The organism is Micromonospora sp. NPDC049101, assembly GCF_040648675.1.
Classification (GTDB): domain Bacteria; phylum Actinomycetota; class Actinomycetes; order Mycobacteriales; family Micromonosporaceae; genus Micromonospora.
In genome coordinates this window covers 1-19,542 of record NZ_JBEZED010000010.1, presented here as the reverse complement: position 1 = coordinate 19,542, position 19,542 = coordinate 1, and the positions used below count along the sequence as shown (strand labels likewise).

Below are 19,542 nucleotides of genomic sequence, written 5' to 3'. Positions count from 1 at the left end.
TCCTAACGGAAGTCACGGGAGGCGGGGCTGACCGGCGGTTCGATGGCGTCCAGCCGGTCGGCGACCAGGTTGGTCACCCCCTCGTGCCGCTGCAACCGCCCCCGGACCACGAGCGCCGCGCTGGTGCGAGCCACCCGCCGGTAGCGCTGCCACAGCCCCGGCGAGCAGGTGATGTTGAGCATCCCGGTCTCGTCCTCCAGGTTGAGGAAGGTGACCCCACCCGCCGTCGCCGGGCGTTGCCGGTGGGTGACGATGCCACCGACCCGGATCCGTTGGCCGGGCTCCACCCGACCCAGCCGGGCGATCGGCACCGCGCCGAGCACGTCGAGCTGCCCCCGGATGAACCGGGCCGGATGGCTCTCCGGGGACAGCCCGGTGGCCCACACGTCGGCGACCAGCCGGTCCACCGCCTCCATCCCGGGCAGCGTGGGCGCCGCCGCGCCGGTCACCGTGCCGGGCAGCCGGCCCGGCCGGTCCTGGGCCGCCGCGCCGGCGGCCCAGAGCGCCTCCCGCCGGGTCAGCCCGAAACAGGCGAAGGCGTCCGCGGTGGCCAGCGCCTCCAGCTGCGCCGCGGTGAGACCGACCCGCCGGGCCAGATCAGACATGTCGCGGTACGCCCCGCCGGCCGCCCGCTCGGCCGCGATCCGCTCGGCCACGTCGGCGCCGAGGGTACGCACACCGGACAGCCCCAGCCGGACGGCCGGGCCGCCCAGCCCCCAGGCGTGCGGTGGCTCCCCCGGCCCGCTGCCCCACCGGGTGTCCGGGGTGGACTCCAACACCGCCACCGCCCCGCTGGCGTTGATGTCCGGGCGGCGAACCTCCACCCCGTGCCGGCGGGCGTCGTCGACAAGTGTCTGCGGGGAGTAGAAGCCCATCGGCTGGGCGTTGAGCAACGCCGCCAGGAACGGCGCCGGGTGGTAGCGCTTGAGCCAGGAGCTGGCGTACACCAGGTAGGCGAAGCTCATCGCGTGGCTCTCCGGGAAGCCGTAGCTGGCGAACGCGGTGAGCTTGCGGTAGACGTCGTCGGCCAGCTCGCCGGTGATGCCCCGCTCGGCCATCCCGGCGTAGAGTCGGTCGGCGATGCGGGTCATCCGCTCGACCGAGCGTTTGGCGCCCATCGCCCGGCGCAGTTGGTCGGCCTCGGCCGCGTCGAAGCCGGCCAGGTCGATGGCGAGCTGCATCAACTGCTCCTGGAACAGCGGCACACCCAGGGTCTTCTCCAGGGCGTTGCGCATCAGCGGGTGCGCGAACGTCACCGGCTCCTGGCCGTTCTTGCGCCGGATGAACGGGTGCACCGAACCACCCTGGATCGGGCCGGGCCGGATCAGCGCCACCTCCACCACCAGGTCGTAGAACTCGCGGGGCTTGAGCCGGGGCAGGGTGGCCATCTGGGCGCGGCTCTCCACCTGGAACACCCCCACCGAGTCGGCCCGGCAGAGCATGTCGTAGACCTCCGGGTCGTCCAGCGTCATGTCGCCCAGGTCGAGGCTCTCGCCGATCATGTCGTAGCCGTAGTGCAGGGCGGAGAGCATGCCCAGCCCGAGCAGGTCGAACTTGACCAGGCCGACCGCGGCGCAGTCGTCCTTGTCCCACTGGAGCACGCTGCGCCCGGGCATCCGCCCCCACTCCACCGGGCAGACCTCGATCACCGGCCGGTCGCAGATCACCATGCCGCCGGAGTGGATGCCCAGGTGCCGGGGGAACGTCTGCAACTCGTTGGCGTACTCCACCACCTGCTCGGGGATGTTCTCGACGTCGACCGTGGCGACCGAGCCCCACCTGTCGATCTGCTTGCTCCAGGCGTCCTGCTGCCCGGGTGAGAAGCCGAACGCCTTGGCCACGTCCCGCACCGCCGACCGGGGCCGGTAGGAGATGACGTTGGCGACCTGGGCGGCGTGTTCCCGGCCGTAGCGGGTGTAGACGTGCTGGATCACCTCCTCCCGACGGTCGGACTCGATGTCCACGTCGATGTCCGGTGGACCGTCCCGTTCCGGGGCGAGGAACCGCTCGAAGAGCAGCCGGTGCCGGACCGCGTCCACATTGGTGATCCGCAACGCGTAGCAGACCGCCGAGTTGGCCGCCGACCCCCGACCCTGGCAGTAGATGTCCTGCTCGCGGCAGAACGCGACGATGTCGTAGACCACCAGGAAGTAGCCGGGGAAACCCAGCTCCTCGATCATGTTGAGCTCGTGGTCGAGCTGCGCGTACGCCGTCGGGTGTGCCTGCGGCGGCCCGTAGCGCTCGTGTGCCCCGTCGGCGGTCAGCTTGCGCAGCCAGCTCATCTCGGTGTGCCCCGGCGGCACCGGGTACGCCGGCAGCTGCGGCGCGACCAGTTGGAGGTCGAACGCCAACTCGGCACCGAACTCGGCGGCCCGCGCCACCGCACCCGGGTACGCGGCGAACCGGGCCGCCATCTCCGCGCCGCTGCGCAGGTGGGCGGTGGCCGCCGCGGGCAGCCAACCGTCGATCTCGTCCAGGCTGCGGCGGGCCCGGACGGCGGCGACGGTGGTGGCCAGCCGACGCCGGCCGGGGCTGGCGTAGTGCACGTTGTTGCTGGCCACCGTCGGCAGACCGGCCTCGGCGGCCAGCTCGGCGAGCGCGTCGTTGCGGTCGGCGTCGATCGGATGGCCGTGGTCGGTCAGCTCCACCGCGACCGTCTCCGCGCCGAAGAGCTCGGTCAGCCGGTCCAACTCGCGGGCCGCCGCGTCCACCCCTTCGGTGAGCAGCGCCCCCGGCACGTGCCCCTTGCGGCAGCCGGTCAGCACCAGCACGTGGTCACGCAGCTCGGCGGCGACCTCCTCCAGCTCCCCGTAGACCGGGCGGCCCTTCTCCCCGCCGCGGAGCTGGGCGCGGGCGATGGTGGTGGCCAGCCGGGCGTACCCCTCGTGGCCGTGCGCGAGCACCAGCAGGTGCGCGCCGTGCGGGTCGGGTTCGCCGTTCTGCGGGCCGGGCAGCCCGAGGGACAGCTCCGCGCCGAAGATGGTCGGCAGGCCCAGCGTGCGGGCCGCCTCGGCGAAGCGGACCACCCCGTAGAAACCGTCGTGATCGGTGACGGCGAGCGCGGTGAGCCCCAGCCGGGCCGCCTCCTCGGCCAGCTCCTCCGGATGGCTGGCGCCGTCGAGGAAGCTGAAGTTGGTGTGCGCGTGCAGCTCCGCGTAGGGCACCACACCGTCGGGGCGGGTCAGCTCGGGTGGCTGGTACCGCTCGCGGTGGCGACTCCAGGCCGGGGAGTCGCCCCCGTCGGCGTCCACGGCGAGCGGGTCCACCACGTGCAGGTGCCGCTCCTCGCGCGACCGCCCGCCGGAGCCACCGTCGGCCCGCCCGGAGAGCACCCGCTCCAGCTCCGACCAGGGCATCTTGGGGTTGTGGAAGCTCACCTGGCCGCCACCTCGCCCGGCCAGAGCGTGATCGACTCGACCTCCTGAAAATCGGGCGGTCCGCACAGGCGGGACACCGCGGTTTTCAGGATGTCGAGTCGATCACGGCCAGGGGACGTGTGCTCAGTCATAGATCGCCTCCACCAGCCACTGCCCGGCCTCGACGGCGAGCAGCAGAGCGGTGCCGTCGGCGAGGCCGACCTGGAACCGGGCCCGACGGCGGGCCTCGGCCGGGGCCCACCACCGCTCGTCCACCGGCCACGGGCCGACCCAGCCGACGATCTCCGCCGGCCGGCCGGTGCCGACCACCAGCCGGGCCGGCGGAGCGCTCACCGCCAGCCGCGCGCTGATCACCACCGGCTCGCCGGCGGCGTCGTGCACGGTCGCGGCGAGTGGGCTGGGCAGCACCACCGCCGGCGCCGGCGCCGGGAGTCGTCCGGGCCACGGCGGCACCCCGCCCGTGCCGCGAGCAGCAGGCCGACCGGCACCGACGGCCCGGGCAGCGCCGCTGGCGCTCGCCTCACCGGCCAACGGCGCCGGGCCGGAACGCGCAACCGCCTCACCCGACAACGACGCCGAACCAGAACGCGCAACCGCCTCACCCGACAACGACGCCGAACCAGAACGCCCGACCGCATCACCCGACAACGACGCCGGGCCGAAACGCGCGACCGCCTCGCCGGGCAGCGGTGCCGGGCCGGGACGGGCGGGTAGGCGTTCGTCGCCCCACGGCACCAGTCGCACCTGGTCGGCCGGGGAGCGCCCACCGCCGAGCACGGCGGTGACCACCGCCTCCGGGCCGAGGATGCCCTGCACGCGGCTCAACGCCCGGTGTGCCCGTTCCCGCTCCTCGCCGGTCTCCCCCCACAGGCCGGCCTGCAGACCGGCCTGGGCGATCACCCCGTCCGGGACCAGCCGCAACCGGATGATGCCGGCCGTCGGCCGGGCCGGTCGGGCGCCGGTACGCCCGCTGCTGCCGGAGAGCCAACCGTCGAGCTGCCAGCGCACCCGGTCGGCGATGGCGGCGGCGGTGAGCAGGCCATCGTGACGCCACACCCGGTGCAGCTCCTGACCGTGCTCGGTGACCGCCTCGATGCCGAGCCGGGTGCAGGCCAGCCCGTGCCCGGCCAGCCCCTCGTGCAACTGCTCGGCCAACGCGCGGCCCGCGAACGCCGCCGCGTCGACCCGGTCGATCGGCTCGTCGTAGTCGGCGGTCACCGTGAGGTCGGCCGGTGGCTGGCGGACGGCGAGCGGGCGGTGGTCGCGACCGGCCGCGAGCCGGTGGGCCAGCGCACCGTCGAACCCGAACCGGGCCAACACGTCGCCGGCGGGCAACGCGGCGAAGTCGCCGAGACTACGCACCCCCAGGCGGCGCAGCAGGTCGGCCAACGCCGACCGGCCGAGCGCCTCGACCGGCAACCCGGCCAGGAACTCCGGTGTCCCGCCCGGTGCCACCACCCGACCGGCGCGGGCGGCCAACCCGGCCGCGAACACCCCGTCGGCGATGCCGACCTGGCTCTCCACCAGGCACGACTGGGCGACGTGCTCGATGATCCGCTCGGCGGCCGCCTCCTCGCCGCCGAGGTAACGGCCCGGCCCCCGGGCGGCCACCGCGCAGGCACCCGGACGGACCACCTCCACACCGGCGACCAACTCCTCCACCGCGGCGATCACCGGCTCGAACGCCCGGGCGTCGCGGCCCGGGTCGTACTCCACGACGGTGAGTTGCGGGCACCGACCCTGCGCCTCCCGTTTGCGCAGGCCTCGGCGCACCCCCTCGGCGCGGGCCCGCTCGGAGCAGGCGACCACCCGGTTGGCGTGCAGCACGGCGACCGGGCCGGTCGCCGGCACCCCGTCGACGATCTCGGCGGCGAGCACCGGCCAGTCCGGGCACCACAGCAGCAGGGTGCGTGGCGGAGAACCGGTCACCCCCGACCGACCAGGGCAAGCGGCGTGGCCGGTCGGCCCACGGTCGACGGCACCGTGCGGGGAATGACCCGGGTCAGCTCGTCCCCCGGGAGCCAGACCTTGATCTCCTTGGGTCGGGCGGCCGCCCCGCGCCCGCGCGCCGAGACGGTGACCTCCCGGCGGCGCAGCCGCCCCCGGCCCTGGCCGAGCCCTTCCCACACTCCACGGACCACCTGCAGTGTCACGTCCGCGCCGTCCCACCGGCCGTACGGGACGAGCACGCTGCCGCGCTGCCGAGCCCGGGCGGCCAACCGGGTGGCGACCGAGGCGGAGACCGTGGCCGGCACGGTGGTGACCACCACGTCCACCCCGTCGATCAGCGCGGCGACCACGGTGGCCCACTCGGGGCCGGGATTCGGAATCAGGGCCAACCGGTCCAGGGCGATGCCCAACTCGGCGGCCGCCCCCGCACCGAACGTCGGCACGCCGACCACTGCGCACCACGAGCCGGCCCGGGACGCCTCGGCGAGCAGTGCCAGCATCAGCGAGGTGCCGCCGCTGCGCTGGGGCTGGCCGGCGGCGACCGCGATGGTGCTCCCCCGGCGCAGGCCCCGGTTGGGCAGCAGACCGGTCAGCTCGGGTGCCACCGGCAGCACCCGGTGGCCACCGACCTGGTCGGGTGCGCTCGCCGGGCGCACCCGATCGGCAAGTGCGGCGGAACCGACCACCATGCGGCCCGCCATTGGACCAACCCCCCGTCATTGCTGCTGCTGTGGATCACATTCAGGACCGGCACGCCGTGCCACCGGCCGCCCGGCTCCCCCCGCGGGGCGGTCGGTGGCACGGCGGGATCATGCGGCGAGGCCGTCCAGGGCCGGTTGGTGGGACACGCCGAGCGCGGTCTCCACCACCGTGACGAACTGTTCGGCGGCGCGGAGCAGGTCGTCGGCCTCCCGGGCGCTGACCACCCGGGGGATGCCGGCCTCGGCGGCGGCGCGTTTGCTGGCCCCGGCGGCGAAGAACCGGGACCACTCGTCGAGCTCCGGAGCGACGGCGCAGAGGAGGACCCAGACGCTGGTGATCCGGTTGCGCCGACTCGGCGCGGGCCGGGCCCGGGCGGCGAGCAGGGCAGCCGCCGCACGCAGCGCCGCCAGGTGGGCAGCCGCGTAGCGCAGGCCGTCGGGTCGGGTCTGGCCGGCCTCGACCAGCCCGCGTCGGGCCAACGTGAGGAGCTGGGCGGGGGTGCGGTGCGGCAGCACGTGCGCCGGCACCGTCGGTGCCTGGGCCGGGTTGGTCGGCATGGGTGTCTCCTCCACGTGGCCGGGCGTCGCCTCGGCGCATTGGTGCCGCCGACGAGACGCCGAGGTCGGGTGGTGCGGAGGAAGACGCACCGGGTGTGGCCGGCCGGGTGTGGACGCTTCCCCACACCACACCCGGCCGGCGTACCGGCGGGTGCGTCGCCCGCTGCCCGGGGGTCGTGGGCAGCGGGCGACGCTCCTGCCTGTCGGGACCAGGCTCGCGACTGCCCGGAAACCCAGGTGCGGCCCGCGGAGCCACACCGCCCGGAGCTGGCGCCGCGAAACGCCGCGCTCCGGCTGGTTGGAACGGGCGTTCGAGGCAATCGAACACTCGTTCTAACTGCTGCTGACAGTACACCTCCCCACCGACGAAAATGCAACGTGTGACGCGCCGGCCGTGCCAGCCGAGCGAACCGGGCTGAACCCGTCATCGACGAACCGGGAAGAATGGCGACATGCAGTCACACCCGAACGTACGGGCGGTGCAGGACGCGCTCACCGCCGCCGGCACGCTCGACGGCGCCGGTGAGCCCAGCACGATCCGCCTGCTGCCCGACGCGGTGCCCACCGCGGCGGCCGCCGCCGAGGCGCTCGACGTCGAGGTCGGCCAGATCGCCAACTCGTTGGTCTTCGACGCGGACGACACGCCGCTGCTCGTGCTCACCTCCGGCGCGCACCGGGTGGACACCGCCGGCCTGGCCGCGTCGATCGGGGTCACCCGGCTGCGCCGGGCCACCCCGGAGTTCGTCCGGGCGCACACCGGGCAGCCGATCGGCGGGGTCGCCCCACTCGGGCACCCGCACCCGCTGCGCACCCTGGTGGACACGGCGCTGGCGACGTACCCCGAGATCTGGGCCGCGGGTGGCGTGCCGCAGGCGGTCTTCCCGACCACCTACGCCGAGCTGCTGCGGGTCACCGCTGGCAGCCCGGCCGAGGTGGCGTGAGCGAGCGGAGCGGTGGCGTGCGCACGGCGCCGGAGCTGGTCACCCTGCACGTCTGGCGGATCTCCCGCGGCGCGTTGCCCCGGGCGCTGACCCGGATGGCCGTGGACCCGCGCCGGCTGCGGGCCCTGCCCGGCGTCCGGTTCGGCAAGCTGCTGGGCACCGGGACCGGCACCGGCTTCGGGCCGGGTGACGCCGACCTGACCCGGTGGGCGGCGCTGACCGTCTGGGACTCCCCCGCCGCGGCGGCCGGCTTCGACGACTCGCCGGTCGGGCGTGCCTGGGCCCGCATCGCCCGCGCCTCCGCCCGGGTCGACCTGCGTCCGCTGACCAGCCGGGGCGAGTGGTCCGGCCAGCGGCCGTTCGGTGACCCACCGGGAGGCCGGGTCACCGGCCCGGTGCTGGCGCTGACCCGGGCCCGGTTGCGGGTCCGCCGGGCGGCCACCTTCTGGCGGGCGATCCCGCCGGTGGCCGCCGCCCTGCGGGACGCGCCCGGGTTGCTGGCCCGGTTCGGGGTCGGGGAGGCACCGCTGGGTTGGCAGGGCACGGTGAGCGTGTGGCGCGACCCGACAGACCTGGTGGCGTTCGCGTACCGTCACCCGGAGCACCGGGCGGCGATCATGCGAACCCCCACCGCGGGCTGGTACGCCGAGGAGCTGTTCGCCCGGTTCGAGGTGCGCGACGTGGTCGGCGACCGGACGGTGCTCGGATGGGCCGCCGACGGCGGCCCCGAAACGGTGAAGGGTGGACGGGCATGAGGTTGGTGCGCTGGACGCCGGACGATCTGGTCCGGCGGCTGGACGACGTGGTGGCCGTCTACGGCGAGGCGATGGGATACCGCACCGACCTGCTGGAGGCCCGGCGCGGCTACATCGCCACCCACGTCCGCCGGCCGGGTTTCCGGGCGGTCGCCAGCCTGACCAGCGAAGGTCACCTCGCCGGCTTCGGCTACGGCTACCTGGGCGCCTCCGGCCAGTGGTGGCACGACCAGGTGCACCGAGCGCTGGACGCCCCGACCCGGGCCCGCTGGCTCACCCACTGCTTCGAGGTGGTCGAGTTGCACGTCCGGCCACCGGCGCAGGGGCACGGCCTGGGCACCGGCCAACTGCGCGCGCTGCTCGGCATGGCCGAGGGCGACACCACGCTGCTGTCCACCCCGGAGGCCGACGAGCAGACCTCGCGGGCCTGGCGGTTGTACCGGCGGTTCGGCTTCGTCGACGTGCTGCGTAACTTCCACTTCCCCGGTGACGAGCGGCCGTTCGGTGTCCTCGGTCGGGATCTGCCGCTCGAGCCACCGAAGTCATGACCCGGCGGATCTCCTGGACGCTGCTCGCCGTCCTGGTGCTCGCCCAGATCTGCTACCCGCTCACCACCGGCGCCACCCGGGCCGGGCTCACCGTGGCCACCGTCGTGCTCGGGTGGTTGCTCTCGGTGGGCCACGCGCTGCTCAGCCGGGGCCCGCGGGTCGCGGCGGCGCTGGTCGCGGTGGCCACCGGCGGCGGGTTCGCGATCGAGGCGATCGGGGTGGCCACCGGTGTGCCGTTCGGCAGCTACGACTACTCCGGCGAGCTGGGCCCCAAGCTGGCCGGAGTGCCGCTGATCATTCCACTGGCCTGGACCTGGATGGCCTGGCCGGCCTGGCTGGCGGCGGTCCGGCTGACCGGCGGCACCGTGCCGCGCGCCAGCCGCAACGGCGTGCCGACCGGCGACCGCGGCGCACCGACCGGCAACGGCGGCGGATCGTGGGCCGGTCGCGGTGGGTCGGCCAAGCTGTGGGTACGGCGGATCGCGCTGGCCACTGTGGGGTTGGCCGCCTGGGACCTCTTCCTCGACCCGCAGATGGTGGCCGAGGGCTACTGGGTCTGGCGGGACGCCACCCCCGCGTTGCCGGGCCTGGCCGGCATCCCGGTCAGCAACTACCTGGGCTGGCTGCTCTTCGCGGTGCTGCTGATGAGCGCGTTGCGCCCGCTGGCCGGGTCGGCCGCCGAGCACACCGACCGGCGCGACGACCCGATGGTCACGCTCTACCTGTGGACGTACTTCTCCAGCATCCTGGCCCACGCGGTCTTCCTCGACCTGCCCGCGTCGGCGCTCTGGGGGGCGGCCGGCATGTCGGTGACCGCCGTCCCGCTGGCGGTGACCCTGCTGCGTGCCCGCCGGGGCCGCGACACCCGCCGGGAGGCCCACCAGCCGCACCGCTCCGGCGTCGACGCGACCCGATGATCGTCCTGCTCGCCCTGCTGGTCGCCGTCGCCGCGTTGACCGGGCACACCTGGCTCAACGCCGCCGGGTGGCTACGCCGGCCCACGGACCGACCCGACGAGGTCGACGAGCGGGTCACCGTGCTGCTGCCGCTGCGCGACGAGGCCAACCGGGTCATGCCCTGCCTGCGCGCCCTGCTCGCCCAGCGCGGCGTGCCCGGGCTGCGCGTCGTGGTCCTCGACGACGGCTCCACCGACGGCACCGCCGAAGTGGTCCGCGCGGTGGCCGGCGACGACCCCCGGGTCACGCTGCGCACCGGGGTCGCCCCGCCGCCGGGCTGGCTGGGCAAACCGCACGCCTGCTGGCAGTTGGCCACCCGAGCCGACCCGGACGCCACCGCGCTGGTCTTCGTCGACGCCGACGTGGTGCTCGCCCCGCACGCGGTCGCGGCGGCCGTCACCGAGTTGCGCGCCGCCCGCGTGACGCTGCTGTCGCCGTACCCCCGGATCGTGGTGGCGACGGCGGCCGACCGGCTGGTGCAGCCGCTGTTGCAGTGGCTCTGGTTGACGTTCCTGCCGCTGCGCGCGATGGAACGCTCGCGGCGGCCGTCGCTGGCCGCGGCGGGTGGGCAGTTCCTGGTGGTGGACCGGGCCGGCTACACCGCCGCCGGCGGGCACGCCGCGGTCGCCGACAAGGTCCTGGAGGACGTCGAACTGGCCCGGGCGGTCAAGCGGGCCGGTGGGCGGATCGCCCTGGCCGACGGTTCCCGGCTGGCCACCTGTCGGATGTACGACGACTGGCCGCAACTGCGCGACGGGTACTCGAAGTCGCTCTGGGCGTCGTTCGGGCACCCGGGCGCGGCGGCGGTCGTGGTGGCGCTGCTGCTCCTGCTCTACACCGCCCCGCCACTGGTCGCGGTCAGCGCGCTGCTCGCCGGCGCGCCGCGGGTGGCCGCCGTGGCGCTGGCCGGCTACCTGCTGGGGGTGGCCGGACGGGTGCTCACCGCGCGGGCGACCGGAGGCCGGTGGTGGCCCGACGCGCTCGCACACCCCGTGTCGGTCGTGGTCCTCGGTTGGTTGACCCTACGGTCGTACCATCTGCGAAAGCGACGCCGCCTGACCTGGCGGGGCCGCCCGGTCAGCTAGGAGGGCGCGGCATGGCGCGGATCGTGGTCGTCGGCGCCGGGGTGGGTGGCCTCGCCACCGCCGCCCGGCTGGCCGCCACCGGGCACCAGGTGACCGTCTTCGAGGCCGCCGACGCGGTCGGTGGCAAGCTCGGCCGGTACGCGCACGACACCCCGGCCGGGTCGTTCCACTTCGACACCGGGCCGAGCCTGCTCACCCTGCCCCAGGTCTTCCACGACCTGTTCGAGGCGACCGGGGCGAAGCTCGACGAATACCTGGACCTGGTCGCACTGGACCCGATCGTCCGGCACGTCTTTCCCGGCGGCGGCCCGACCCTGGACTCGTGCGCCGACCCGGTGGAGTTCACCACCCGGATCGGGGCCGCCCTCGGTGACCGGGCGGCGGCCGACTGGCAACGGCTGTGGCGCCGCGCCGAACGGGTGTGGCGGGCCTCCGAGCGGGACATCCTGCGCCGTACCGTCGACTCCCCCCGCGATCTCGCGTCGCTGGCCTGGCGGCTCGGCGACCTGGCCGCCATCGCCCCGGGCCGCACCCTGCGCGGGCTGGGCCGGGGGCACCTGTCCGACCCGCGGCTGCGGATGCTGCTGGACCGGTACGCCACCTACACCGGCGCCGACCCGCGCCGGGCGCCGGCGGCGTTGGTCGCGGTCCCCTACGCCGAGTTGGCCTTCGGCGGCTGGTACCTGCGCGGTGGGCTGGGCACGCTCGCCGACGCGCTGCTGACCCGCTGCCTGGACCTCGGCGTGGTCGTGCAGACCGACACCACTGTCACCGGGATCGACGCCACCGGCGGCCGGGTGCACGGGGTACGCCTCGCCGGTGTCACCGCCCCGGTGCCCGCCGACGTCGTGGTGGCCAACACCGACGCGCTCACCGTCTACCGTGACCTGCTGCCGCACCCGCGTCGGCTGGCCGGGTTGACCGACCGCAGCCTCGCCGGTTTCGTGCTGCTGCTCGGTGTCGCCGGCAGCACCGGGCTGGCCCACCACACCGTCTTCTTCCCGGACGACTACGACGCGGAGTTCGACGCGGTCTTCGGAAACCCCGGGCGCGGCGTCCGGGCCCGGCCGGCGGTCGACCCGACGGTGTTCGTCACCGTGGCCGACGACCCGATGGTCCGCCCGGCCGGGCACGAGGCGTGGTTCGTGCTTGTCAACGCACCCCGCCACGGCACCACGGCGGGTGCTGTCGACTGGCGACGGCCGGGGCTGGCCGACGCGTACGCCGATCGGATCCTGGAGGTGCTGGCGGAGCGCGGCGTGGACGTACGCGACCGGCTGCTGTTCCGCGAGATCCGCACCCCGGCCGACCTGGGTGCGGCGACCGGCGCGCCGGGTGGCTCGATCTACGGCACCGCCGGTGGGCTGCTGCGCCCCGCCAACCGGGGCCCGGCGAACGGGCTGTGGCTGGTCGGCGGCTCCACCCACCCGGGCGGCGGGCTGCCGATGGTCACCCTCTCCGCGCAGATCGTCGCCGACGAGATCGGCCCCGCCTGGTAGACCCGGGGTGCCTCAGCCGGCGTCGAGCTGGCCCGGGGTGTGCCTCAGCCGGCGTCGAGCAGGGCGCGGCGGATGGTGGAGAGCAGTTGCCCGAGGCCGAAACCGGCAAGCAGCACCCACACCGCGGCCGCCATGGTGATGGTGCCGGCGGCCAGGTCCGGCTCGATCAGCCCGGCCAGCCCGGCGACCACCAGGCCCGCCAGCGCGACCGAGACCCGGGTGGGGCGTTCCCCCACGGTGACCGCACCGATGTCGCGCATCCCGGCGGCGACCGCCCGGGCCCGCACGTACTCGTGCAGCCAGGACAACGCGCCGCCCGCGACGATCAACGCGCCCGGCGCGCCGACCAGCCAGAACGCCAGCAGCCAGGCCACCTCACCGAGCCGGTCGGCGACCGAGTCGTAGACGTAGCCGAGCCGGGTGGTGCGGCCGGTGGCGACCGCCACCGCGCCGTCCACGCTGTCGGCCACGGCGGCGAGCAGCACGAACAACGCGCCCAGGAAGGGCCCGTCGCCCGGCCGGGTCACCAGCAACGGTACGCAGAAACAGAGCAGCACCCCGGCCACGGTGACGGCGGTGGGGCTGACCCGTAGCCGCCCCAGCACGTACCCGACGTGGTAGGCGAACCGCAGCCAGGCGCGTACCACCGGGGCCGCGACCCGGGGGTCGAACCCGCCGTGCAACCGCGCCCAGGCCGTGGCGTACTGGTCCCAGTTCAGCTGTGTGCCCACCACTGATCAACCGTCGTGCCGGGCATCAGGTAGCGCAGGCTCCGCATTCACACCCGCGCGCCGGCCTTCAGGTTCTGCCAGACCTCGCGGGTCGCGGTGGACCGGTTGAGGGTGATGAAGTGGATTCCCGGCACACCCTCGTCCAGCAGTCGGCGGCACATCTCGCTGGCCTGCTCGACGCCGAGGCGGCGGACGGCCTCCGGGTCGTCGGCGACGCGTTCGAAGCGGGCCGCCAGCGCCGGCGGGAACGGCGCACCGGACAGCTGCACGGACCGCTCGATGGTGCCGATCTGGGTCACCGGCATCACCCCGGCCAGGATCGGGGTGTCGCACCCGGCGGCGGCCACCCGGTCACGCAGCCGCAGGTAGTCGTCGGCCTCGAAGAACATCTGCGTGATCGCGAACTCGGCGCCGGCCCGACACTTGCGGACGAACTGCGCGGTGTCGCTGGCCACGTCCGGCGAGCGGGGGTGCTTGTACGGGAAGGCGGCCACGCCGACACTGAAGTCACCGGCGTCACGCACCAGCCGGACCAGATCCTCGGCGTAGTCGACGCCCTCGGGGTGCGGGACCCACTCGCCGCCCGGGTTGCCGGGCGGGTCACCGCGCACCGCCAGCACGTTGCGCACCCCCACACCGGCGAGCCGGCCGACCACGTGCCGCAGCTCGGCGACCGAGTGGTTGACCGCGGTCAGGTGGGCCATCGGCAGCAGGGTGGTCTCGGTGGCGATGCGCTCGGTCACCGCCACGGTGGTGTCCCGGGTCGAGCCGCCCGCGCCGTAGGTGATCGACACGAACGACGGGCGCAGCGACTCCAATTCGCGGATGGCCTGCCAGAGCAGCCGCTCCCCCGCCTCCGTCTTCGGCGGGAAGAACTCGAACGAGAAGGTCGGCTGGCGCTCACGAATGAGCTCCCCGATCGCCGGCTGCGGATTGGGGAGTACCGAGGGAAGACCGAGCGCCACGACCCGACTCTAGCGGGCGACGCCACCACGGCCCAGGCGCTTTCCGCCTCGGGGTCCGATACCGCCTGCCGGTCCGGTCCCGGCGGGCGGAAGGCGTCGTACCCCCGAGGTAGGAATGGGTGGCGTGGGAGGGGCGACGGGGGCGGCGCCCGGGGTCCCGCGCGGGGGTCAGCAACCACGCGGTGACGCCGGTCCCGTCCGGTCGGGCGGGTGGGCCGTCACCGCGCCGACGCCCGCCAGGAGGACGCATGACCCCGCCTCGATCGCCGCGCCCGGCGCAGCTCGGCCCGCTGCTGGCCCGGTGCCGGCTGGCCCGTGGCTGGAGCCAACAACGCACCGCCGCCGAGTTGTGCGCCGCCGCCGGGGTGCCGACCCTGAGCCGGCACGAGGTGTCCCGGTGGGAGCGGCAGCGTCGTGTTCCCGGCGCGTTCTGGCTCGGCTGGCTCGCCGTCGTCCTGGACGTGCCGCTGGTGACCCTCGCCGAGGCCGCCGCGGCCACCCGCCGCACCGGCTCGACGCGGGCCCCCGGACCGGGCCGCACGGCGGTGGCCGGTGTGCGACCGGCGGGGCGCAGCGGCCCCGGTCGCACCGACGGGACTACGCGTGGCGGTAGGGCGCGGAGCGCGGCGACCCGCTAGCGTCGGTGCGTGACCCACGCTGCCCCCGTCTCACCCGTCGACCGTGCCGGCCTACGGCAGCGGGTCGACAAAGCCCTCACCGAGTTCCTGATCGGCCAACGGGTGCGGCTCGCCGCCGTGGATGACGCCCTGGCCCCGGTGGCCGAGGCGATCGAGGCTTTCGTGCTCGGCGGCGGCAAGCGACTACGCCCGGCCTTCGCGTACTGGGGGTTTCGGGGCGCGGGCGGGCTCGACGGCGACCAGGTGCTCACCGCCCTGGCCGCGCTGGAGTTCGTCCAGGCCAGCGCCCTGATCCATGACGACCTGATGGACCGCTCCGACACCCGACGCGGCGAGCCCGCGGTGCACCGGCGGTTCGCCGCGCGGCACCGGGCGGCCGGCTGGGGCGGTGACCCGGACGGCTTCGGCGACGCCGCGGCAATCCTGCTCGGCGACCTCTGCCTGGTCTGGTCCGACGAGCTGCTGCACTCCGCGGGGCTGGACCTGTGGTCGTTGGCCCGGGCCCGGCCGGTCTTCGACGAGATGCGCACCGAGGTCACCGTCGGGCAATACCTCGACGTGCTGACCCAGGTCACCGGCGACACCTCGGTGGAACGGGCCAGCAAGGTCGCCCGGTACAAGTCGGCGAAATACACTGTCGAACGTCCGATGCTGTTCGGCGCCGCGCTGGCCGACGCGACGGCCGACGTACGGGCGACCTACTCGGCGTACGGGCTGCCGCTGGGCGAGGCGTTCCAACTCCGCGACGACGTGCTGGGTGTCTTTGGTGACCCGGCGCTGACCGGCAAGCCGGCCGGGGACGACCTACGTGAGGGCAAGCGCACCTACCTGGTGGCGGCGGCCGTGGAGACCACCGACGACGCGGGCCGCGAGCTGCTGCTCAGCCAGCTCGGCAACCCGGAGTTGGACGAGCGGGGGGTGGCTCGGCTGCGTGAGCTGATCTCCGCGAGCGGGGCGTTGGCCCGCACCGAGCAGCGGATCGTCACGCTCACCGACACCGCGCTGGCCGCGCTGACAAACGTCGACCTGGACACCGAGGCCCGCCAAGCCCTCGTCGACCTGGCCATAGCCGCAACCCGCCGAGCCGACTAACCCCGCCCCGCGCCCCGCGCCCCTTCCGCGCGTTGATCCTTCCGCGCGTTGATCCTTCCGCGCGTTGATCCTTCCGCGCGTTGATCATGGAGTTATTGCCAGCCCGCTCGGCGTGTCGTGGCAATAACTCCATGATCAACCCGGGTGGGGTGGGGGTTAGAAGCCTAGGGCTTGGGCTCGGCGTTTTACTTCGCGGGCCTGGTCGCCGGAGAGGGCGGCTGCCGGGGTGTTGCCGGGGAGGGTCTCGTCCGGCTCGTACAGCCAGCGCAGGGCGGCCTCGTCGTCGTAGCCGTTGTCGGTGAGCAGGTTGAGCACGCCGGGCAAGTGCTTGAGCACGACCTGGTTGGCAACCAGGTCCGCCGGGATCCGGCGGACGCCGTCGCGGCGGACCGCCAGCAACTCCCGGTCACGGATCATCTGGTGCACCTTGCTGATCGACACGTCGAGGCGCTCGGCGACGTCGGGCAGGGTCAGCCAGCCGGCCGGGTCGGCGGGGCCGGCGAGCTCCAGACTGGGCACGGCCTGGTCGGGTACGGGTTCGGTCACCCGACCACCCTGCCACGCCACCGTCGCGACGGGCCACCGGCACCCCGCGCGACCGCTCTCGTGGCGCCGCTGACCTGCGGGTGCGGGGACGAGGAGCGCGGCGGGACTGACCCGTTCGGCGCCCGGCTGTAGCATCCTGTTCAACCTTCACCCCCTGGACACATAGACTGCCTGCCGATGGACACTCAGGTCGCCGACACGTTGCTGGGCTCGCTGATCGACGGGCGCTACCGCATCCGCGGTCGCGTGGCCCGTGGTGGCATGGCGACCGTGTACACCGCCACCGACGAACGCCTTGAGCGCACCGTCGCTGTCAAGATCATTCATCCGACCCAGGCGCCCGAGGCGCAGGCCCGGATCGCCAACTTCGTGGCCCGGTTCACCGACGAGGCGAAGACCATCGCGCGGCTGACCCACCCGAACGTGGTGGCGGTCTACGACCAGGGCACGCACGCCGGCCTGCCGTACCTGGTAATGGAGTACGTGCGCGGTCGCACGCTGCGTGACGTGCTGGCCGAGCGGCGCCGGCTCAACCCGGACGAGGCGCTGGCCATCATCGAGCAGATGCTCGCCGCGATCGCCGCCGCGCACCGGTCCGGGCTGGTGCACCGCGACGTCAAGCCGGAAAACGTGCTGGTCGCCGAGGCGCCCACCGGTGGTGTCGCCAATCTGGTCGACAGCGTCGTCAAGGTGGCCGACTTCGGTCTGGCCCGGGCGGTCGAGGCGAGCGCCGACGAGGAGCAGGGCAACCAACTGATGGCCACCGTGGCGTACGTCGCCCCGGAGCTGGTCACCGAGGGCCGAGCCGATCCCCGTACCGACGTCTACTCGGCCGGCATCGTGCTGTTCGAGATGCTCACCGGCCGCGTGCCGTACGACGGAGACCGCCCGGTGGACGTCGCCTGGCAGCACGTCGACCGGGACGTACCGGCACCCTCGATGCTGGTGCCCGGCCTGCCACCGGTCCTCGACGACCTGGTGCAGCGGGCCACTCGGCGCGATCCGGCGGCCCGGCCCGCCGACGCCGGCGCCCTGCTGACCGAGGTGCAGGTCGCCCGGGATCGCCTCGGTGACGCCAACACCCGCACCGCCGTGCTCCGCGCGGTGACCGACGATGCGCCACTCTCTCAGCCGACCATGGTGGTCGCGACGGTCCGACCGACCGACCGCCCGGCCTGGGCGCGGCTGCCCGAGGGCGCCAGCCAGGGGCCGGGGCGACGACGGGCCGCCCCGGCGCCCGCGGAGGGTCTCGGGTCCCGGCTCGCGGCGCTGCGCGGCACACTGCTGGCGAGCCCACGCGGCCGGTTGGCCGTCGCGGCCGTGGTGGTGACGCTGGGCCTGGTGGCCGCGATCGGGGGCTGGTGGTTCGGCGTCGGCCGTTACACGGATGCCCCGCAACTGGTGAGTTTGAGCAAGGCCGAGGCGCAGGCGCAGGCCACCCGCGCCGGGCTCACCCTGAAGTACGGCGAGCCGCGCTTCGACGAGAAGGCCCCGAAGGACAGCGTGCTGGGGCAGAGCCCGGCATCCGCCAGCAGGATCGTCAAGGGTGGCACGATCACCCTGACCCTCTCCCTCGGCCCGGAGCGCTTCCCCGTGCCGGACGTGATCGGCAAGGAGTTCGAGCTCGCCGAGGCGGACCTGCTCAACGTGAAGCTGGTGGTGGCCAAGGGTGCCGCCCGCTACGACGACAGCCTGCCGGCCGGGGTCGTACTGGACACCTCCCCCAAGGTGGGCAGCGAGGTCAAACCCGGCGCGAAGATCACCCTCATTCTGAGCCGGGGCAGGGCGCCGGTGACGGTGCCGAACCTGGTCGGTAAGAACCTCAACGACGCTCGGGCCGCCCTGGCCCAGCTCAACCTGGTGCTGGTGGAGACCTACAAGGACTCCGACAAGCCCAAGGACGAGATCCTCGGGCAGAGCCCGGCCGACGGTGCCGGCGTGGAGAAGGGCACCCAGGTCAAGTTGGACGTCAGCAAGGGCCCGGCGGCGATCGTCATGCCCCGGGTGATCGACCTGCCCTGCCAGCAGGCCAAGCAGGCCCTGGAGGGCCAGGGCTTCCCGGTGACGGTGGCACTCAACCCGAACGCCACGGTCCGGATCCAGGCCCCCGGTGAGAATTCGCAGGTGCCGCCGGGCACCCCGGTCGTCATCACGTGCTTCTGATGTCGACTGTCACCTCCCGCCCGGTGGGCGCGCACACCCCGACCTCCGGAGGGCTGGCGAAGGCGGCCCTGCCGTACGCCGACGCGACAGGCGCCCAGGTGGTGCAGGTCTACGTCGCCAACTCCCGGGGCTGGGCGCTGCCCAGCGGCGACCCGACCCAGGACGCCCTGTTCCGCGACGGCTGCGCCGAGCGGGGCATTCCGGCGTTCATCCACGCCTCGCTGCTGGTCAACCTCGGCTCGCCCACTCCGGCCACGGTCGAGAAGTCGGCGCAGACACTGGCCCACGCCCTTCGTCGGGGCGTGGCGATCGGCGCTCAGGCGGTGGTGTTCCACGCGGGTAGCTCGGTCGACGAGGCGTACGCCGAGGAGGCGATGCGACAGGTCCGCCAGGAGTTGCTGCCGCTGCTCGACTGGGCCGCCGACGCCGGCGGGCCGATGTTGCTTGTCGAGCCGAGCGCCGGCGGTGGCCGGTCACTGGCCTCCCGCGTGGAGCAGCTCGGTCCCTACCTGGACGCGGTGGACCGACACCCCATGCTCGGGGTCTGCTTCGACACCTGCCACGCCTGGGCGGCGGGGCATGACCTGGCGGCCGAGGGTGGCATGACGGCGACCCTGGACACCCTGGTGGCGACGGTCGGTGCGGACCGGCTGCGGCTGGTCCACGCCAACGACTCGAAGGATCTGTGCGGCTCCACCCGGGATCGGCACGAGAACATCGGCAAGGGCACCATCGGCGAGCCCGCCTTCGCCGAGCTGATGGCGCACCCCGCCACCGCCGGCGTCCCGATAGTGGTGGAAACCCCGAGCGAGAAAACCCTCGGCCACGCCGCCGACATAACAACCCTAACCCGCCTAACCCGCCTAACCCCCTAACCCCGCTCCCCCACCCCACCCCACCCCACTCGCCCCGTTGATCATGGAGTTATTGCCACGACACGCCGCTTGGGGTCAAGGGGTGAGTGCAATCGTTAGGTAGCGATGAGGTGGTCCAGGCGTTCGGCTGGGGTTGCCCAGTCGAGCGTCTGGCGGGGGCGG

General features: G+C 74.2%; 18 protein-coding genes. 10 read left to right on the top strand and 8 right to left on the bottom strand.

The window, feature by feature from the left end:
- Positions 1-2: 2 nt before the first annotated feature.
- From AB0B57_RS15585 to AB0B57_RS15565, 5 genes are all read right to left on the bottom strand, one after another.
- Positions 3-3,377 (bottom strand): error-prone DNA polymerase, encoded by a 3,375-nt coding sequence (locus tag AB0B57_RS15585; RefSeq protein WP_357069503.1) that lies wholly within the window; start codon positions 3,375-3,377, stop codon positions 3-5.
- On the bottom strand, positions 3,374-3,508 hold the full coding sequence (locus tag AB0B57_RS15580; RefSeq protein WP_357069501.1) for a hypothetical protein: 135 nt from the start codon (positions 3,506-3,508) through the stop codon (positions 3,374-3,376). The genes AB0B57_RS15585 and AB0B57_RS15580 overlap by 4 nt, the downstream gene beginning before the upstream one ends.
- Positions 3,501-5,306 (bottom strand): DNA polymerase Y family protein, encoded by a 1,806-nt coding sequence (locus AB0B57_RS15575; RefSeq protein ID WP_357069499.1) that lies wholly within the window; start codon positions 5,304-5,306, stop codon positions 3,501-3,503. The genes AB0B57_RS15580 and AB0B57_RS15575 overlap by 8 nt, the downstream gene beginning before the upstream one ends.
- On the bottom strand, positions 5,303-6,028 hold the full coding sequence (locus AB0B57_RS15570; protein ID WP_357069496.1) for a hypothetical protein: 726 nt from the start codon (positions 6,026-6,028) through the stop codon (positions 5,303-5,305). Before AB0B57_RS15570 ends, AB0B57_RS15575 begins: the two co-directional genes overlap by 4 nt.
- A gap of 108 nt (positions 6,029-6,136) precedes the next feature.
- Entirely contained in the window at positions 6,137-6,586 is a 450-nt protein-coding gene (locus AB0B57_RS15565; RefSeq protein ID WP_357069494.1) for an SAV_6107 family HEPN domain-containing protein, read from the bottom strand.
- A 452-nt stretch (positions 6,587-7,038) separates the two neighbouring features.
- Here AB0B57_RS15565 and AB0B57_RS15560 point away from each other — a divergent pair, with 452 nt between their 5' ends.
- Genes AB0B57_RS15560 through crtI form a run of 6 tightly spaced genes read left to right on the top strand, consistent with a single transcriptional unit; the run spans position 7,039 to position 12,370 of the window.
- Positions 7,039-7,527: a YbaK/EbsC family protein gene (locus tag AB0B57_RS15560; protein ID WP_357069492.1), complete on the top strand. Its 489-nt coding sequence runs from the start codon at positions 7,039-7,041 to the stop codon at positions 7,525-7,527.
- Entirely contained in the window at positions 7,524-8,282 is a 759-nt protein-coding gene (locus AB0B57_RS15555) for a monooxygenase (RefSeq protein WP_357069490.1), read from the top strand. Before AB0B57_RS15560 ends, AB0B57_RS15555 begins: the two co-directional genes overlap by 4 nt.
- Positions 8,279-8,830 carry a GNAT family N-acetyltransferase gene (locus tag AB0B57_RS15550; RefSeq protein WP_357069488.1) on the top strand — a complete coding sequence of 184 codons (552 nt, stop codon included), beginning with the start codon at positions 8,279-8,281 and terminating at the stop codon, positions 8,828-8,830. Before AB0B57_RS15555 ends, AB0B57_RS15550 begins: the two co-directional genes overlap by 4 nt.
- Positions 8,827-9,747, top strand: coding sequence for a carotenoid biosynthesis protein (locus AB0B57_RS15545; protein WP_357069486.1), 921 nt, complete (start codon positions 8,827-8,829; stop codon positions 9,745-9,747). The genes AB0B57_RS15550 and AB0B57_RS15545 overlap by 4 nt, the downstream gene beginning before the upstream one ends.
- Positions 9,744-10,871 (top strand): glycosyltransferase family 2 protein, encoded by a 1,128-nt coding sequence (locus AB0B57_RS15540; protein WP_357069484.1) that lies wholly within the window; start codon positions 9,744-9,746, stop codon positions 10,869-10,871. Before AB0B57_RS15545 ends, AB0B57_RS15540 begins: the two co-directional genes overlap by 4 nt.
- 11 nt (positions 10,872-10,882) lie before the next feature.
- Positions 10,883-12,370, top strand: coding sequence for a phytoene desaturase family protein (gene crtI, locus AB0B57_RS15535; protein WP_357069482.1), 1,488 nt, complete (start codon positions 10,883-10,885; stop codon positions 12,368-12,370).
- 44 nt (positions 12,371-12,414) lie between these two features.
- On the opposite strand, the gene AB0B57_RS15530 is transcribed toward crtI, so the two are convergent.
- Positions 12,415-13,104 carry a CDP-alcohol phosphatidyltransferase family protein gene (locus AB0B57_RS15530; RefSeq protein WP_357069480.1) on the bottom strand — a complete coding sequence of 230 codons (690 nt, stop codon included), beginning with the start codon at positions 13,102-13,104 and terminating at the stop codon, positions 12,415-12,417.
- 44 nt (positions 13,105-13,148) lie between these two features.
- Complete coding sequence (metF, locus tag AB0B57_RS15525) at positions 13,149-14,066, bottom strand: methylenetetrahydrofolate reductase [NAD(P)H] (protein ID WP_357069478.1); 918 nt, start codon at positions 14,064-14,066, stop codon at positions 13,149-13,151.
- A gap of 248 nt (positions 14,067-14,314) precedes the next feature.
- Between metF and AB0B57_RS15520 the strand changes: the two genes are divergently transcribed.
- Positions 14,315-14,704: a helix-turn-helix transcriptional regulator gene (locus tag AB0B57_RS15520; protein WP_357069477.1), complete on the top strand. Its 390-nt coding sequence runs from the start codon at positions 14,315-14,317 to the stop codon at positions 14,702-14,704.
- 9 nt (positions 14,705-14,713) lie between these two features.
- Positions 14,714-15,796 (top strand): polyprenyl synthetase family protein, encoded by a 1,083-nt coding sequence (locus tag AB0B57_RS15515; protein ID WP_357069475.1) that lies wholly within the window; start codon positions 14,714-14,716, stop codon positions 15,794-15,796.
- Between the two features lie 156 nt (positions 15,797-15,952).
- On the opposite strand, the gene AB0B57_RS15510 is transcribed toward AB0B57_RS15515, so the two are convergent.
- Positions 15,953-16,342 carry an Rv2175c family DNA-binding protein gene (locus tag AB0B57_RS15510; RefSeq protein WP_357069473.1) on the bottom strand — a complete coding sequence of 130 codons (390 nt, stop codon included), beginning with the start codon at positions 16,340-16,342 and terminating at the stop codon, positions 15,953-15,955.
- 177 nt (positions 16,343-16,519) lie between these two features.
- On the opposite strand from AB0B57_RS15510, the gene pknB reads away from it, so the two are divergent.
- Positions 16,520-18,505: a Stk1 family PASTA domain-containing Ser/Thr kinase gene (gene pknB / locus AB0B57_RS15505; RefSeq protein WP_357069471.1), complete on the top strand. Its 1,986-nt coding sequence runs from the start codon at positions 16,520-16,522 to the stop codon at positions 18,503-18,505.
- On the top strand, positions 18,505-19,380 hold the full coding sequence (locus tag AB0B57_RS15500; protein ID WP_357069469.1) for a deoxyribonuclease IV: 876 nt from the start codon (positions 18,505-18,507) through the stop codon (positions 19,378-19,380). Before pknB ends, AB0B57_RS15500 begins: the two co-directional genes overlap by 1 nt.
- Positions 19,381-19,542: the final 162 nt, after the last annotated feature.

Bases quoted from the DNA above. Each gene is read 5' to 3' on its own strand.
- crtI (WP_357069482.1), top strand. From the start codon at position 10,883: ATGGCGCGGATCGTGGTCGTCGGCGCCGGGGTGGGTGGCCTCGCCACC.
- AB0B57_RS15570 (WP_357069496.1), bottom strand. From the start codon at position 6,028: ATGGCGGGCCGCATGGTGGTCGGTTCCGCCGCACTTGCCGATCGGGTG.
- AB0B57_RS15500 (WP_357069469.1), top strand. From the start codon at position 18,505: ATGTCGACTGTCACCTCCCGCCCGGTGGGCGCGCACACCCCGACCTCC.
- AB0B57_RS15540 (WP_357069484.1), top strand. From the start codon at position 9,744: ATGATCGTCCTGCTCGCCCTGCTGGTCGCCGTCGCCGCGTTGACCGGG.
- pknB (WP_357069471.1), top strand. From the start codon at position 16,520: ATGGACACTCAGGTCGCCGACACGTTGCTGGGCTCGCTGATCGACGGG.
- AB0B57_RS15520 (WP_357069477.1), top strand. From the start codon at position 14,315: ATGACCCCGCCTCGATCGCCGCGCCCGGCGCAGCTCGGCCCGCTGCTG.
- AB0B57_RS15565 (WP_357069494.1), bottom strand. From the start codon at position 6,586: ATGCCGACCAACCCGGCCCAGGCACCGACGGTGCCGGCGCACGTGCTG.
- AB0B57_RS15580 (WP_357069501.1), bottom strand. From the start codon at position 3,508: ATGACTGAGCACACGTCCCCTGGCCGTGATCGACTCGACATCCTGAAA.
- AB0B57_RS15545 (WP_357069486.1), top strand. From the start codon at position 8,827: ATGACCCGGCGGATCTCCTGGACGCTGCTCGCCGTCCTGGTGCTCGCC.
- AB0B57_RS15550 (WP_357069488.1), top strand. From the start codon at position 8,279: ATGAGGTTGGTGCGCTGGACGCCGGACGATCTGGTCCGGCGGCTGGAC.
- AB0B57_RS15560 (WP_357069492.1), top strand. From the start codon at position 7,039: ATGCAGTCACACCCGAACGTACGGGCGGTGCAGGACGCGCTCACCGCC.